The 14,879-nt window shown below is 58.8% G+C and carries 21 protein-coding genes and 1 pseudogene; all 22 read right to left on the reverse strand.

The window, feature by feature from the left end:
* Positions 1-11: 11 nt before the first annotated feature.
* The 22 genes and pseudogenes from KFS80_RS05060 to KFS80_RS05165 all read right to left on the reverse strand — a co-directional run bounded on the left by KFS80_RS05060 (position 12) and on the right by KFS80_RS05165 (position 14,821).
* Positions 12-1,217: a phage major capsid protein gene (locus KFS80_RS05060; RefSeq protein ID WP_212544131.1), complete on the reverse strand. Its 1,206-nt coding sequence runs from the start codon at positions 1,215-1,217 to the stop codon at positions 12-14.
* Complete coding sequence (locus KFS80_RS05065; protein WP_212544132.1) at positions 1,214-1,858, reverse strand: HK97 family phage prohead protease; 645 nt, start codon at positions 1,856-1,858, stop codon at positions 1,214-1,216. The genes KFS80_RS05060 and KFS80_RS05065 overlap by 4 nt, the downstream gene beginning before the upstream one ends.
* Entirely contained in the window at positions 1,842-3,053 is a 1,212-nt protein-coding gene (locus KFS80_RS05070; protein WP_212544133.1) for a phage portal protein, read from the reverse strand. Before KFS80_RS05070 ends, KFS80_RS05065 begins: the two co-directional genes overlap by 17 nt.
* Positions 3,054-3,060: 7 nt before the next feature.
* Positions 3,061-4,602: a terminase large subunit gene (locus tag KFS80_RS05075; RefSeq protein ID WP_212544134.1), complete on the reverse strand. Its 1,542-nt coding sequence runs from the start codon at positions 4,600-4,602 to the stop codon at positions 3,061-3,063.
* Positions 4,602-5,078 carry a TerS protein gene (locus KFS80_RS05080; RefSeq protein WP_127648860.1) on the reverse strand — a complete coding sequence of 159 codons (477 nt, stop codon included), beginning with the start codon at positions 5,076-5,078 and terminating at the stop codon, positions 4,602-4,604. The genes KFS80_RS05075 and KFS80_RS05080 overlap by 1 nt, the downstream gene beginning before the upstream one ends.
* A gap of 157 nt (positions 5,079-5,235) precedes the next feature.
* Positions 5,236-5,550 carry an HNH endonuclease gene (locus KFS80_RS05085; protein WP_212544135.1) on the reverse strand — a complete coding sequence of 105 codons (315 nt, stop codon included), beginning with the start codon at positions 5,548-5,550 and terminating at the stop codon, positions 5,236-5,238.
* A gap of 184 nt (positions 5,551-5,734) precedes the next feature.
* The gene (locus tag KFS80_RS05090) at positions 5,735-5,965 is read right to left on the reverse strand and encodes an Acb2/Tad1 domain-containing protein (RefSeq protein ID WP_004573849.1); all 231 of its coding nucleotides are present in this window, start codon (positions 5,963-5,965) and stop codon (positions 5,735-5,737) included.
* 59 nt (positions 5,966-6,024) lie between these two features.
* Entirely contained in the window at positions 6,025-6,309 is a 285-nt protein-coding gene (locus KFS80_RS05095) for a phage holin family protein (RefSeq protein ID WP_212544136.1), read from the reverse strand.
* Positions 6,302-6,676 carry a putative holin gene (locus KFS80_RS05100; RefSeq protein WP_115146270.1) on the reverse strand — a complete coding sequence of 125 codons (375 nt, stop codon included), beginning with the start codon at positions 6,674-6,676 and terminating at the stop codon, positions 6,302-6,304. The genes KFS80_RS05095 and KFS80_RS05100 overlap by 8 nt, the downstream gene beginning before the upstream one ends.
* A 341-nt stretch (positions 6,677-7,017) precedes the next feature.
* Positions 7,018-7,827 (reverse strand): annotated as a pseudogene (locus tag KFS80_RS05105) (phage tail tip fiber protein); the annotation flags it as partial.
* A gap of 341 nt (positions 7,828-8,168) precedes the next feature.
* The gene (locus KFS80_RS05110) at positions 8,169-8,558 is read right to left on the reverse strand and encodes an antiterminator Q family protein (RefSeq protein WP_212544137.1); all 390 of its coding nucleotides are present in this window, start codon (positions 8,556-8,558) and stop codon (positions 8,169-8,171) included.
* Positions 8,555-8,839 (reverse strand): hypothetical protein, encoded by a 285-nt coding sequence (locus tag KFS80_RS05115; protein WP_160055691.1) that lies wholly within the window; start codon positions 8,837-8,839, stop codon positions 8,555-8,557. Before KFS80_RS05115 ends, KFS80_RS05110 begins: the two co-directional genes overlap by 4 nt.
* Positions 8,836-9,471, reverse strand: coding sequence for a hypothetical protein (locus tag KFS80_RS05120; RefSeq protein ID WP_246541627.1), 636 nt, complete (start codon positions 9,469-9,471; stop codon positions 8,836-8,838). The genes KFS80_RS05115 and KFS80_RS05120 overlap by 4 nt, the downstream gene beginning before the upstream one ends.
* Positions 9,468-10,862 (reverse strand): replicative DNA helicase, encoded by a 1,395-nt coding sequence (locus KFS80_RS05125; RefSeq protein WP_212544138.1) that lies wholly within the window; start codon positions 10,860-10,862, stop codon positions 9,468-9,470. Before KFS80_RS05125 ends, KFS80_RS05120 begins: the two co-directional genes overlap by 4 nt.
* Positions 10,859-11,656, reverse strand: a complete 798-nt coding sequence (locus tag KFS80_RS05130) for an ATP-binding protein (protein WP_212544139.1) — start codon at positions 11,654-11,656, stop codon at positions 10,859-10,861. Before KFS80_RS05130 ends, KFS80_RS05125 begins: the two co-directional genes overlap by 4 nt.
* Positions 11,640-12,392 (reverse strand): hypothetical protein, encoded by a 753-nt coding sequence (locus tag KFS80_RS05135; protein ID WP_212544140.1) that lies wholly within the window; start codon positions 12,390-12,392, stop codon positions 11,640-11,642. The genes KFS80_RS05130 and KFS80_RS05135 overlap by 17 nt, the downstream gene beginning before the upstream one ends.
* Positions 12,389-12,616: a hypothetical protein gene (locus KFS80_RS05140; protein ID WP_212544141.1), complete on the reverse strand. Its 228-nt coding sequence runs from the start codon at positions 12,614-12,616 to the stop codon at positions 12,389-12,391. Before KFS80_RS05140 ends, KFS80_RS05135 begins: the two co-directional genes overlap by 4 nt.
* Positions 12,613-13,206 (reverse strand): hypothetical protein, encoded by a 594-nt coding sequence (locus KFS80_RS05145; RefSeq protein WP_212544142.1) that lies wholly within the window; start codon positions 13,204-13,206, stop codon positions 12,613-12,615. The genes KFS80_RS05140 and KFS80_RS05145 overlap by 4 nt, the downstream gene beginning before the upstream one ends.
* Positions 13,203-13,946 (reverse strand): Rha family transcriptional regulator, encoded by a 744-nt coding sequence (locus KFS80_RS05150; protein WP_212544143.1) that lies wholly within the window; start codon positions 13,944-13,946, stop codon positions 13,203-13,205. Before KFS80_RS05150 ends, KFS80_RS05145 begins: the two co-directional genes overlap by 4 nt.
* Positions 13,943-14,233 (reverse strand): hypothetical protein, encoded by a 291-nt coding sequence (locus KFS80_RS05155; RefSeq protein WP_127648874.1) that lies wholly within the window; start codon positions 14,231-14,233, stop codon positions 13,943-13,945. Before KFS80_RS05155 ends, KFS80_RS05150 begins: the two co-directional genes overlap by 4 nt.
* Positions 14,226-14,519: a hypothetical protein gene (locus KFS80_RS05160; protein WP_010564168.1), complete on the reverse strand. Its 294-nt coding sequence runs from the start codon at positions 14,517-14,519 to the stop codon at positions 14,226-14,228. Before KFS80_RS05160 ends, KFS80_RS05155 begins: the two co-directional genes overlap by 8 nt.
* On the reverse strand, positions 14,516-14,821 hold the full coding sequence (locus KFS80_RS05165) for a hypothetical protein (protein WP_100831478.1): 306 nt from the start codon (positions 14,819-14,821) through the stop codon (positions 14,516-14,518). The genes KFS80_RS05160 and KFS80_RS05165 overlap by 4 nt, the downstream gene beginning before the upstream one ends.
* Positions 14,822-14,879 lie beyond the last annotated feature (58 nt).

A 14,879-nucleotide genomic window follows, 5' to 3' on the forward strand; every position in this document is an offset into this window, starting at 1 on the left:
CGGTGCTGGGTTTAGGCCGCGACGGTGAAGCGGCCTTTGACCAAGCCTTCACGCCGGCGCACGCCCAGGCCGAGGCGCTCCTCAACCAGCAGCGCGCGTTCGTTCTTGATGAACTGATCATTGATCAGGCCCATCTTGAACAGGAACGACATGCGATCGAACAGCACCGACGAGCGCGCGAAGTTCGCCACCAGGAACTCGCCGCCAGTGTCAGCATCGCCCTCGTCGACACTGTCGGAAGTCACCACTGGGCGGCCCCAGAGCACCGGTGTAACCAGACCTTGCAGGTTCGCGAACAGGTAGCGGTTCTCGCCGTCCTTTTGAAGTTCGATGTTCATCCAGTCGAGTTCGGTCATCACAACGCCGTCGGCGGAGAGCATCGACTGCTTGCGAACCTGGTAGATCGCGCGGCGCACCAGATCGATTGCGGTATCGCCAGCCTTGGTCAGCGCCGCGTCGTACACGGTGGCCTGAGTCATCAGGCCGTTCAGGTTCTCACCGGTGCCATCGCCCTTCAGGATCTGGCGCTCTTCCTCGAGCTTCAGGTCGTAGCGCAGCAGCTCTTGCAGGTAGGCCATCAACTGCGGAACGTCGTCCAACGCCTCGTCGGTCACGGGCATCCAGACAGCGATCTTTTTGACCCGGTCGGTTTGGGTCGTGAAAGTCACATTGCTGGTTGGCTTCAAGCCACCTTCCGCCACTGGGGCGGCGCCGCGGGTGTGCAGGTTCTCTTTGAAGTAGGTGTAGTTCTGGCCGGACACCGGAACGGTGGTCAACAGATCGCGGATGCGAAGCTCCTGGCGGATACCAGGTTGAATGACCGGATCATAGTTCGGCGCAACGATGCCGGCGCTGGTGACCTTCATTTCCTTCATGCTGGCCATGTCGGACTTGGTCACTTCGATATCAGCCAGGGAAACGCTCTTCGTCTGCAACGATTTGTAGGCATCGTCGTTTTTCACCAGGTCGATAAAGCTCTTGGCCTCGCCGGGCTGGCTGCGCAGCTTGATACCCTTCTCTTCCAGCTTCTGAACCTGCTCGATGACACGCTCGATTTCGCCCTTCTGCTTTTCGATCTGCGATTTCATCTCGGTGGTGACGGTGTTGCCTTTTTGCATCTCATCGGCCACAGCGTCGTACTTCTTTTGCAGGCCACTAAAACCTTCCTTCAGTTGGGTTTCGAGCGTGGCTTTTACTTCTTGGATTGGATCGGTCATGGCGACACCTTAAAAAAATTATCAAAAGTGGTGGAGAGTGATTTCAGCCCTTCCACGATCGCCGTGGCCGCAGTTCCACCATCGCGGTGCACTGCGGAGTAGCCGAGCGAGGCGACTGCTGCCGCCTCCTTCTGAGAAAGGCCCATGCGATCGCGCAGGGCCTTCTCAAAAATTCTGATGTCCGACTTGACGTCGGTGACTTGCGCCTCTGGGTTCATCCCGAAAGGCACCAATGATGCTTCCCAGAGTTCTGCCTGCTTGATGATGCGGATGGTGCGGCCTTCCCGCTCTTCGTATGCCGCAAGGATCGTGTTGAAGCCGATCGACATGCTGTCGAGCGTGCCCTCTTTCATCAGCTCGTAAGCGTCGCGGGCATAACTCACTGCCAAGTTGACTTTGCCTTTGACGTAAAGTCCGTGGCTGTCTTGGGTAAAGTCTGCGGAACCCACCAGTCGAGTGAGGTCGTGAAACAGCGCCAGCTTCAGGCGGCCGCCGCGAGTGGTCTTTACCTTGGTGAATGCGCCCGGGAGGATGACGTCATCGCCCAGGTCAACATTGTTGAACACCGCTGCATATCCCTCGAAGTTACCGGCGTCATCACTGGCCTTTACTTCAAAGGGCACTTCAATCTTGCTGAACATTGGTCTGCATCTCCCACCGGGTGACCCGGTCGTATTCTTCGCCAGCCAGTGGAGGAAGGTTTTCTTTGCGGCGAACCTCATTGATGGTCATCCAGCCAGAGCCTCCGGAACCGCCAAGAGCGCCTTTGTAATAAGTGGCCCGGCCGGCGCTATCCGCGCGCAGCAGCCCCTCGACGATGAACTCGACGAACAAGGCAGTTCCTGCGAACAGCTTGTCGTTGATCTCGTCTTCGATAGCCTTGATGTAGGGGCTCAAGCCGAACGTGATGAAGCCGCTGGTTTGTTGCTCCAAGTTCGAACCCATGATTGACGTCTTCCCGGCGCGGTTGGCCAGGTACAACGGAACGCCCCAGATGCCGGCGAGCGCTTCTTCCTGGAACTGCTGGGACTCGATGAACTGACTGTCCTTCTGGGTCATACCAGCAGGCACGATGGTCGGCCCGCCTTCAAGCAGCCCCATTTTCCCGATGTCCTCGACGTCTCCGTCGCGGATCTTCGGAAATTTGTTCAGCACCTGGTCGCGCTGCTCAGACGTAAGGAAGTTCTCGTAAATGACGTAGCCGCCGGTGAAGCCGCCCTTTCGCATAAAGCGGGCTGACCAGTCCTGTGCCGCCTTGGCCAGGCCCATGGCTTCCTTGTGAAACTCAACCGGCGAGAGGCCGCAGATTCCGTCAGCGCTGAATAACTTGAAATGCAGCATGTTCTGAGGCGAGACCGGGAAGCGCTTCCCGTTGAGGGTCACCCAGTACAGGAGATCATCCTCGGTATCGATTTCGACCGCATCCGCACCGACCGGCACCAGACCGATGAATTCCCCGTTGTCGGCTCGCTCGATCAGGGCGTACCCGTTACCGCGCAGGGCCATGTTCACTACGGCTGCCTTGATGAAGTTCAACATCGTCATGTACGGGTTTGGCTTGGCCAAAATCCGTAACGCACGCTTGTTTTCCTTCACAAGAATCCGCCCGGCGGGCTGATCCTCGAACAACTTCAACGGCAACCCTGAAACCGTCTCACTGAGTATCTTGATGCAAGACCAGACAATGGGAATTGCCATGGCTTTCTTGGGGGTGATGACTGCTCCAGAACGTGTCTGGCCGCCGATGTCCGTTTGGACTTCAACGTATTCGCCCGTCTTGGGATCGTTGAAGCCAAAGAAACTCCAGCTCATTGGGTTGTACCAGCGAGACGCCATATTGAACCTATAGAAGTCCGGAAAATCCGTTTTGGAGGTAATCGTCGATGCTGCCCTTGCTCTCTTGCGGAACGCCTAGGGTGGCGCCGAACGCCATGGCGAGCGCTGACATTCCGTCGATGCGACCGGTAGCTTTGTCCTTTGCAAACTTGCGGCCGCCAGCCGGATCTTTCTGAATCACCGCGTTGGCCGCGCACATCGTCAGCACTGGGTGCATGCCGTGCCGAACCCGCCCGTTCAGCAGCTCGGACTCCAGCGCGTCAATAGCCGGTGCCATATCCTTGAAGCCTTGGCCGTACTCGATCAGCGGCAACGACACGCCCTGCGCCTCAGCGTCCCGCTTGAAAAGATCGATGCGGTACCGGTCGAAAGCGAGCGACACCAAGTCGCCGCCCAGCTCGCCAAGGATTCGCGCGATGTCTGCAGCAACAAACGCGTAGTCGACCGTGGCGCCCGGCGTGGTGATCAGCAATCCCTCTCGAGCCCAAACCTCATACGCCGCCCGATCGCGTTTCGCGCGATCCGCCAAACCAACTTCCGGAGTCCAGAAAAACGGCCAAGCACACCAATCCCCGTCACGCTTCCCGATCAGGACAAGCGCGGTAAGGTCAGTCCTGAATGACAGATCCAGGCCGCCGTAGAGATCAAGGCCGTCGGGTGAATCCGGGTCGCCTCCGCATGACTCCCACACTCCTTTGGAAACGAATACTGAAACCGTCGACACTCGCTGATTCAGGCAGAGGTTGCGGAAAGTGTTCTCGGACGCCGGCATTCGGCTCGCCCTGTCGGCCTGTTTCTGCAAATCTTCCAGGGAGCGGAACGTCCCCAATGCCGGGTTGGCCGCGCGCCACGCTTCCCTATCGGTGAGCTTGCAGTCCTTCGGCGCCTGATAAACGCGACTGACAATGTGCGGGTCTTGCGAGCGCTCGGCGTCGTCGAGCCAGATGCTGAACAGGTCACTGTCTTGCGCGGCTTGTGTACTGATTGCGATTAGCAGTGGCGAATCATGAGCACCCTGAGCGGTTGTTATCGCGTCGATGAAATCGCTCTGGGGGCCTCGAACTTGGCCTACCTCATCAAGGATCGCCAGTACTGGCGACAGCCCGTGCGCTGTCTTGCCCTCCGCCGCAAGCGCACGGAACTCAACATTGAGCGGAAGCCCGATGAGTTGTTTGCTGCTCGGGACGATGTGGATGATTTCTTTCAGATCCGGGTTCAACTGGATCATCTTCACAGCCAGCTTGAACACGACCCCAGCTTGATCTCGGCTCATTGCGCCGGAGACGATCTGCGTATTGAGCACGGCCTCGGGACCAACCAAATGGGCCAGAAGGATCCCGGCGATCAGGCCGGTCTTTCCGTTCTTTCGGGCAATGCTCAAATAAGCTGTGCTGGTACCGGCCGAGTTGTCGTAGATGGCCAGGATGAAATCCTTTTGGAAGTCATCCAGCACCAGCGGCTGCCCAACGTGCTTGCCTTCCGGGACACGACAATATTTCTCGATGAATGCGATGACTTTTTCGCCGCGCGTTCTGCGCCGGGCCGACATCAGTGCATCGCTCTGGGGATCAGATCATCGTCGTCCTGATTCGCCAACACCTTCTCGGCTGCTCGTTGCTTGGTCGCCTTCTTGCCTTGGTCGCGCGATTCGCCTTGAGTGGCCTGGGCATGCACTTGCAGTGTCCGGCTCAACGCCACGGCGCGACGGCTCAAAGTCTCCAGAAGGTTGTGCTTGGGATTGATCACCTGAGTACCGCGATCATTGGTCAGAACATCACCCTCGATATCGATCTCTTTCTGCAGGCGCTCGATGTCAGATAGACATCTGGCAAGGTTACCGGCCAGCACCAGATCGGAATCTGTCCAACTCTCTCGCGTGCGCGCGCGCACAATGGAATCCCAAAATGGCTTGTCGGCTTTGCGGATGTTGACGAAACTTGGTGGCTTAAGCGGCCCGGCGGCTGCGGCCTGCATAGCAGCAACCGCCGATGTCGCGCTATCGGAGCGGGTGCGCTTGGCTGTCATAGATTTTCTCAATCGTGCCGCGTTGTGTTTTGGCGGCGTTTTCCGGGTTAGAGATGTAGAAGAGAGTCGAGGGCGGTACTATGTGGCGAAAAACCTCATATTTTGACCTCCCCCTAGGGGCACTGACGTGCTTCAACCGATCCCGTGATGGATTCGCTCAATCGCGGTTCCAGTGGTGGTTCGGGTCGACCGGGATGCCTGACACGTCGTGCCCTGGCAGGATGCCGGTCTTCTCTTGCCTCTGCTTCGCGCTGTCATGGCAGAGCTTGCACAAGCTCTGCAGGTTCGACGCATCAAAGAACAGATTCTCGTCGCCCTTGTGAGGCTTGACGTGGTCGACGGTGTTGGCCGCTTCGACAACGCCCATTGCTCGACACAAGCGACAGGTTGGCTCTGCCTGCAACTGGTGCCAACGCAGTCGATACCAGCGCTTGGTCTTGTACAGGTGGTGCCACGGTGAGGTATTAGCCACTACCAGCCTCCTGTCATCTTGGCGCCTACCGCTACACCAGCGATGAACACCAGTACCACCAACAGCGAACCAATACTTGGAGCCAGTGAAGCGCTCTGGACTCGCATCGGCGGTGGTGATGGTGGTGCCTTTCTTCCTCGCCACTCCGTCGTTGGCGGTGGCGGGATATCCCCGTAGCTGCCCATCAGCTGAATGGGTCAGCGGGCTTGGCGATCGAGCGAACGAACCACATGAAGCCCTGCTGCAAGTTGGTCTTGGCCAGCGCCAGCAGTCGCGGGTCAACTCCTTCAATCTGCCCGATCTGTTTGAACAGTTCGCCAGCGTCGGCTTCCAGAGCCTTGATCGAGTTCATGCCGTCGATTTCGGACTGAGTCAGATCGCGGTAGCCGGTGATCTTCTTGTGCTGGTTGTCCATGTTGCTCTCCTCGTCGCGTGTCGCGACACAATTTGAGTTATGTGAAAACGTGTCGCGACTCAGTCCATCCGAAGGATGCGGGCCACGTTGCCCCGAGCGCGATAGACCAACACCAGCAGTACAACCAACACCATCATCAGGAACGGCGATACCGATGGCGCAGGCTTGGCCGTCAGCGTTGCCAGTGTGATCTGCAGCGACTCGCAACCAGTGCCGACTGCCAGCAGGTAAGCCAGCCATGAAACGCCGGCGCGATACCTGGCACCCTCACGGCGGTAGACGGCAATGCGCAGGCAGATCGCGCCACAGAGCGCGCCTGCAATCAAAGTCCATGGATCAACCATTGGGACGTCCTCCGATACGATCGGCGAACCATTGCAGCCAACCGGGCATTTTGCCGCCGCTCACCCATTCCAGCAGGCTGATGCAGACGGCCACGCAGAACAGGGCGCCGAAGAAGGCGACAAGCCCTGATGTCTTGGCCCACTCTCGGCCGATGATCTCGCTGGCCACGTAGTAGCCGGCAACCCATGAGGCGATGAAATAGCCAAGCCTCGACAGCGGGGTAAGGTCTCGGGCGAACACCACGAAGAACATGGCACCGGCAAAGCCACCTACCACCGCATTCACATCCACTCCGGGAATCAGGCTTGCAGTGGTGACTCCCACAACAGCCGTCGCCGCCAGTACGCCGGCACTCGGTTCGGCCATTGGTTTGCTCCTGATTTGATTGTTGTCCCGTCCTGGGATCAGTTGGCGTGCGGCCGGCGGAAGCGGTTCGATTCGAGGTTGGCCAAGCGGTGTTCAATTGATGCGAGGCGGCGATCAAGGAGAATGCTTGCCCCGTCTGCATTGCCTTTCTCACCGATCCGCTCGAGGTTGAGCTGATCGATATCCTTGCGAAGCGCATCCACCTTGTCTTCGAGCTCGCCGAGTTTGCCGCGAGGGTGAATCTCGCCGATTTCTTCAGCCAGCTCCTTGCCCAGCTCGGTGTCATTGAGAGTTTGCGAAAACGCCGACAGAACCGCCTCGGAGAATCGACGCTTGATATCCAGCGCGAACCGATCAGCGCTGACCAGGAACTGCGAGGGAAGACCGAGGCCGATGCCGGCCGCAACGTATTGACCATTCGCCGTGGCCTGCATCTTCACCGACCAATTACTTGCGATTTTGCCGCTGGTGATCGTGCCGTCCTTGATGAACGACTCGCTCAAGTAGGTCGTACCATCGACAACTGTGAAAGGCTTCGCAGGCTGCTCAACAGGGCCATGCTCAGGCTCTGGTGCGGCGAGGTTGCCAATCCGGAAGCGAATAGCGCCGTCATGGCTGACGGTCATCAACCCGTTCTTGATGCTGATTCGCGTGCCGGCCACCTTCGCCTTCTCTAGGCGATCGGCCAACTCTTCTTCGGTTTCGAGTCGCGAGTAGCTGAGGAACAGGCGCGAGCTGCCATAGCTCGCATCGAACTCTTCAAACTCAGCCGCGTGCCGGTATTCCTCCGGCACCTTTTGCAGCTCGGCATCCATGAACTGAACCAGGTTGGCGGCATTCTTGGGCAGGTCGTACTTGCTGTAGCTGCACACCTCGACCGAAATAGTTTGGCGTTCTGGCGAACTACCCACCGCACCCAGGGTGCAAGTGTTGATTTCGAAATCTCCGGTCTTCTTATCAATCTTCCAGCCGGAGACACCCGGCACATAGTCGTGGCTCTCGATGCTGTTGGGCAGGTTGGTGCTCATCGCGCCAATGTATGAAGCGATCGCCTCAGCGGCGCCAGCGCGGACAGTGGATTCTTGTCTGATCGACGCGGTGTTGTCGGCGATCTGCTTCAGAAACTCCTCAATCGTGACGTGCTTGGACATTACCGTGCTCCAGAAACGAAAAAGCCCCGCACAGTGGCGAGGCTTGAGAATGAACTAGTGCAAATTTTGCACGAGTTGAAATTGGTGCAGATGGCCGGTGCTGATCTCCGGCTTGGTGGTCTGGCTCGCTGGGTCACGTACCCCAGACTCTCATCGCGTAGTCGATCAGGGAGCGCACGGCTTTGATCCACGCCTCTACCGACTTAGCGCCGCTGCCGGCGCGAGTCATCCGCAGAAACAACAAAGCCCGACGCAATGGCCGGGCTTTCTCTCTTGTGTCGCGCTTGAAAAGCTGAACACGGTGCCATGAAAACAGGTGTTTATCCGCGTGGAAAGACTTTTTACGCAGCCTCTCGAACTCGCTCCAGAGCGCAGTCAACCCAAGCCACACCGGCCTTGATCACTTCCCGCGCCTTAGCTTCGCCGATGCCGGCAGCCCGGGCAATTCGCAGAGCAGGCCACTTGGCTCCGAAGTAAAGCCAGATGAAGTCGCCCATTTGCGAATCTCGATTGATCAGGCGGGCCACCGCGCCGTCGACGATCAGCGCTAGGTCATCGGTCAGGCTGTACTCCTTCACCCCGCCAGTGCACGGCGTGTTGTCTCGAATCAGCGCATACAGCGGCGACACATAGCTCGGCACACCCATACCATCCATGCGCCAGAAGCCCCACTGTTCCAGCAGCCACTCGGTATCGCCCAGTGCCTTACCCACGTACGTTCGTTTTTTCATGCTGCCTTCCTCGGGTTTGGCTCATCCATGCCGAACAGCTCCCGCAGCAGCTTGTCAGCGATCTTGTTTTTTGCGTTGCCTTCAGTGATCCAGCGCCGGGCGAAGTCCTCGAAGCCCAGGTTGGCGCGGGATGCGTGCCAGTCGGCAATGATGTCCATGAACGCCGCAGAGCCGATCCGGCCATTGGTCTTTTCCAGCAGCAGGCGATTGCCCTGTTTCAGGAACTGGCACTCGACTGGGGTCAAGCTTTTGCGCGGCAGTGCCGCCGTTACGTTGCTCATAGGGTGGCACTCCGAACTTTCAAGTATTCGCTGGGATTGATGTTGTTGCGCGCTTGGGCGGAGACAGCGAAGCTCCACGTCCGGTATGCGTCCGATGGCGAGCAGCCTATGCCCACCCAAGGCTTGTCTTTGACGAAGCACCAGTAGGTGGAATCGCGACCGATGATTGTTGCCTTCGGTAGGCGTCCGGTGAATCCGATCTTGTGTTGCGCCAGCCACCCTTCGACAGCCGGCCAGATGATTGCCTGTTCGGGCTTGGTGAAGTCCCCCTTTCCACCCGTGCTGTAGACCTCAGCGAGCCCATAGTCTTGGTTCGCCACCCACAGAATGAAGCCGGTAGGCATGTGCCCGAGCTCATAACCCTTCATCTTCCAAACCCAGTCGTCCGGAAAGTCACGGATCGCGGCAGCAATGCGCTCGGCTTCCGGGTATTTGGGCGCCTTCACCACTACCGCACCTTTCGGGAGGGCGCATGCCTTGCCCGGTTCCAGCATTGGCGTTTTTGAAACCTCGCAGTTGGTTGCTTCGTCAATGGCCGTGCGCGCTGTCTCGGGCGGGCGTTGCAGCGAACTGGTTAGATTTTCAAATCTAAAGCCGGTCAATCGACGGAACATCTGTTTCAGCTCGATCATGCTTTTTTCCTCCCCTTGTACTGTTCGGAGAAGGGGCGGTTGATCTCCACCTCTTCCTGGGTGGGCTCGCGGCCCGCGAAGTTGACGAAGCGGCCAAACTGACCTTGCCGTTGCACAAGGCAAGAGCCGGCTTCCGCCTGGCGGCCCTTGTCGAGAATCAGCTCAGTGACGCCCTGCTGACCCATTTCAGAATCCCGGTCGTAATGCACCAGGATCACCGCGTCCGCGTCTTGCTCAATCTGGCCGCTCTCTTTGAGATCGCTGGCCTGTGGCTTTTTTCCGGGCCGATTGGCCGGGCCGCGGTTCAGTTGCGCCAGCACCAGGATCGGAATCGCCAGCTCCCGACTTAGGTTCATGATGGCGATCGACACTTTGGCCACCGCGTCAGCACGGTTCTGCGACTTGCCGTCAGTGCCGACAATCTGCACGTAGTCGATCATCAGGATATCGAGTCCAACCTCCCGCTTAAGCTTCAACGCCTCGGCGCGGATGGCCGGCATGGTCAGGCCCGGGGTATCCAGCAGATAGAGCTCAGCCTCTTTGATCTTCCCCGCTGCAAGGCCGATGCGGTTCCATTCTTCCTGTTCCAGGCACTTGACCTCGTCCATGCGGCGCAGGTCCACACCGCCCAGGCTGGCGATCGTCCGAAGCGTCAATTGCTCGCCCGGCATCTCAAGGCTGACCACAAGACCAACGCCGCGCCCGCGGGTGGCGATGTGATTCATGATCTGCAGGCCGAGCATTGTCTTGCCGCCACCTGGCCGACCACCGATCACCACCATCGACTTTTGGCGCAGGAAACCAATCAGATTGTCGAGATCCGCCAGCCCCGTTGAGAGTTTCGGGGGCGCTTTGTCGTTGAGCACGTCATCCATGTGATCCAGCACAGCCGGCAGCACGTCGCTCATCCGCTTGTAGCCGGCCTTGCCAGATGCTTGCAAATCCCGCAGGTCAGCCAGCGCTAAGCTGCACTGGTCGAGGATTTCATCCGCAGGCAAATCGTCGTAGACGCCTTTGTCGACGATTCGGCCTAGGTCACGAAACTGCCGGACCAGCGCCCACTTTCTGACCTGCTGGGCGTAACTCTTCCAGTTGGCTGCCGACGGCACGTTACGGCAAAGATCGATGGTGTACTCCAGCGTGGTCTTCCCGCTTGGCAGATAACGTTGGATCCCCCCCAGCGTCACCGCATCGACGGGCATCCTCTGCGCATGACAGTCGTAAATGACATCAAAAAGCGCTGCGTTGTCCTGGTGCCAGAAGTCTCCCGACTTCATCTGCGAGACGATTTCGTCCAGCATTCCGGCGCTTTCATTGAGCGAGGCGATCATGATCGCGCCCAACACGCCATGCTCGGCCTCGAGACGGTAGTACTTGTCCTCATCGTTCATACGCGACCCCGTGCCGAAGCCCAGGTGAAGCCGACCAACAGCGCCCTGTTCTCGCGCAGGCGATCGAGGGCGCGTTCACCGATGTACTGGCTCAAGCCCTGGGCGTTCAGGTTTGACACCACCACTGTCGGGCGGATCAGGTTGTAGCGGCGATCCAGCACCTCATGCAGAACGGACAGCTCGTAGTGAGTGCCGGCCTGGGCGCCGACCTCATCGATCACCAGCAGGTCAAAGCTCGCCAGCTCGTTGATCACGTCGCCCTCGGTGTACCCGGCGTCTCTGGTCATCGAGCGTTTGAACACCCGGATTATCTCGGCGGCGGTGGTGATCACCGCCACGGCCCGGTGCTGGCGAATGACATACTGGACGATGCCGCTGGCCAGGTGCGTCTTGCCGTTGCCGACGTTGCCGCACAGCAGCAGATTGCGGCCGGCCTGGAAGTGCTCGCCGAAGTTTTCGGAATACCCCTGGCACGTTTCGAGCGCTTGAGTCATGGCCGGCGTGGTGGCGCGGTAGGTCGCGAAGGTGCTATCGGCAAAGCGAGGCGTTATGCCAGAGCCTACCAGCGCGCTGTTGACGCTTTCGGCTTGCAGGTTGGCCAGCGCCTGCGAATGCTCTTCGCTGCCCTGTGGCGCTACGCGCAGGCCGTGGAACTGGCACTGCTTGCATGGACGGGTCAGCATCGATCCATCGAACTGCTCAACCTCGGAGCGATCCACCACGCCGTGGATAGGGCATTCACCGGCGAACGAGCGCATTTCAGGTTGGCGACGGAAGTTAGAACGCTGGGCCATTGCCGCCTCCTTGGTACATACCCGGGGTGTGGGTGGGTAGGTTGTTGAAGGCTGAGGCTTTTGCAGCAGGCGCCGGTGCAAGCTCGTCTGTCCAGCGCTCACCGTTCAGCCAGGTGGAAGCCATGGGCACGTACTGCCCATCGTCCTTGGTCCAGTCGCGGGAGATGCGGTGGTTGCCCAGGGCGGTCATCAGGGTTTGGCGAAGATCGGCGCTTGGCTTCAGCTTCTCCCATGCCTTGCGAGCATCCTTCTTCGACTTCTTGTTGGGGTACAGCTTCCAGAACACTTCAAAGGCTTCGGCCAGGCCATTTTCGACCATAGGTTTTTCAGTACTTGCTGCTTTATTCAGTCCTTGCTTACCTTCAATACTTACTAGGGGGGGATTTACCGGCGACGGTTCAACCGGGCCCGGATAATCCGTCGCCGGTGATTCCGATACGGTGTAGGACCGTCCGCCGAACTCGCCACCTTCGGCGCGCTCAAGGAAGATTTGGAGGTAACCGGCCTGCTCCAACTCGCGGATCAACCCCCGAACAGCATCACGGCCTGATGCTTTGCCCAGGCAGTCTTTAGTCTGGCCGATCAGGTGGTGCGTGGACACTTCCCAGTGGTCAGGTTTGCCAAGGAGAAACACCAGCATTCCGCGAGCGCCCCAACTCAGGCGCTGGTCCTCGCTGATCGCCTTGTTGAGCAAGTAGAAGTTTCCCTCAGGGCGAGGGGCACGAATGATGCTCATACGTTGAGCTCCCGTGTTACACGGCGCACGAAGTCGTCATAGTTCTCACTCATGACGAAGCCCGCCTGCTCCAGCATCTCGCGATGGGCCTTGGCGCCGCTGTACATCACCCATCGCTCGCGCTCGGGCAGATTCTTGAAGTGGGCGTAGGTTGGCCAGGGCCCGACGATTATCGGCGCTGTGCGGGCGTCCTGGGGGGGGGCGTGAGGGTTTAGGATGCTCATTGCAGCGTCTCCCCTGGCTTGCGGGCTAACCCCGCGGCCATGGCTTCTACTGAGCCACCCGAAAGGCGCAACACCAGCAGGCGAAGTGCGGTGGTGGAGTCAATTGAGAAGGTGCGAGCCTCGTCCAGCGCCAGACCTGTTGGAGAATGCTCATTGAGCAGGCGCCGAACGCGGTCGCTGTAATTGAACGCCGCGCAAGTCAGCTGCTGATCGGTCAGGCCGTCGAAAGCATCGTCTGGCAGACATTCGGCCGGGTAAACGACGACGGGAATATTGTTCTCGGGGCGCGGCTCACCCGCCAGCAGATGCCGGCTCATTGCTTCGAAGTGGTCTTTCGCAACTTGCGCAGCATCGTGTCCAGTGCGGCGCCTGAATAAAACCTTAAGTGCGTAATAGGCGCGGTAGAGGTCAATGTGCGTGTCATCACCGTCTTCAATGGAGTACTCAGGCTCGGCGATCACATCCAGTACGTCCTTCACGACCTCGAAACACTTAAGCAACAGGGCTGCGTCATTGTTTTTTTCGAAGAGGGCCTCGTCGATATGCTCAACGGGCAGTACCTGCGGCGGAAAATTCAATACCTTGTTCATTTGGGCGCCTTCTGGACCAGGCGGAACCGGCCCTCAAAATATGGGTGGGTCGCCTGGGTGGCGGTGACCATCGTGGATTCTGAAACAAACCGGTGGAAAGCAGCGGTGACGTGGCTCTTGGACCAGACCAGGTACTGCGAGCCCAGCGCTTCCTCGTGGCCGTTGCGGACCATGCCTGCGGGGTTCGGTTGGTTTGGCCAGGCCTTCAGCACGTAGTCAACGACGGCGCCGGACAGGCCGTGGCGCGCCAGCATGGTTTCCTTGATGCGGGTCAGCGACTGGCAGTTCTGCGGGCAGTGATCCCACACCGTCGTCTGGCTCAAGTCCTCGACGCGGCGCTCGATCCGCTCCAGCGCCAGCTGCTGCTCCCGCTGCTGACGCTCGACCGCCACCAGGTGGTTTGCATTGGCTGCGGTGATCTCGGCTTGGGTCATTGGCCGATTGCGCTGCTGGACCATCTCCCAAAACTCGCGCACCAGCTTCTTTTTGAAGGCCCGGACAATGTCCGTGTTGCGCATGTAGGTCAGCAGTAGCGTGGATTGGGGTTCATTTAGGAAGGCGTATTCAGTCGGGCGTCCTCCCGTACTTTCGGATTTGAAATCCAGAAGTCCGAACTCCTCCAGATCGGCCTGATAGGTGCGTACAAGCTTGATGACGCTTGCATGATCGCTGAGTGTGCCCTCGGCAATTGCCAGGGTCGTGGTGACGGCATCGCCGTCTTTGATGATGACGATGGTCATTTGCAACTCCTGACTTGCACGGCATCGTGCGCAGAACCTGCGTGACGGCCCTTCCAGAAAAAATTGCCAGTAGCGAAAGTGATCGACTCCAAGCGGCTTTCGATCTCGGTGGCGAGGGGGTTGCTCCAGCCGCCTTCGAGCGTTGGGACGATCTGAGCCAAAAGGATCGTGCGCAATTCGTTGAAGGTGGCGCGGGCGGCATTCATCCGAGCCATTTGCTCGGCGGTGACAACGGCGTCATCCAACAATTCGCCATATATTTCCAATACGGCCGGAAGGTTATTCATGCTGATCTCCGACTTCCCGCGCCACGTTTTCGGTATCCGCGTTTTGTGGCGCGAGTTCGTCAAGCTGGCGGCTAATGGTTTCGTAGCTGCACGACGCGTTATTGGCGGCATCCGCCACAAGGTTCCAGGCGATCTCGATCAGATTGCTTACGTGCGATGGATGTGCCGAGCCAGTGGTCATGGAAAACAGCAGGCTCTCCAACTGGTTAAGTGCTGTCTTGGCGGTTTCGAGATCGAGTAAAGCGCCGTGGGCGACGACAAGGGCGGTCTGGTGGAGGGCGGTCATTGGGCACCACCTTGGGCAAAAGCCCCGTTGCGGCGGAGAAGATCGCGGCAAGCCTCGCCATTGTCAGATAGCTTGCTGCCAATGATTGAAAGACCTGCCGCGAGACCGTCGGTAACGGATGCTGGCAGTAGCTCTTGCTCGACTTCATGGGCGTAAATGCCGCGAAGCAAGGCCCCCAGCGCCCAAACAAAAGCGCCGGCCTCCTGCATATCCTGCGAGCAATTCGCGAGCTGGCTTTCGTAGTCCGGACGCGGCAGTGCTTGCGCCTTTGGTGGTTTGTTGCTATTTTTTGGGTGTGACATTTTCTCGCTCCTTCAAGCGATGAGATACAAACCACTCCCGGCAAGGAGTGGATTACGA

The sequence above is a fragment of the Pseudomonas rustica genome (assembly GCF_018336155.1).
Lineage (GTDB): Bacteria > Pseudomonadota > Gammaproteobacteria > Pseudomonadales > Pseudomonadaceae > Aquipseudomonas > Aquipseudomonas rustica.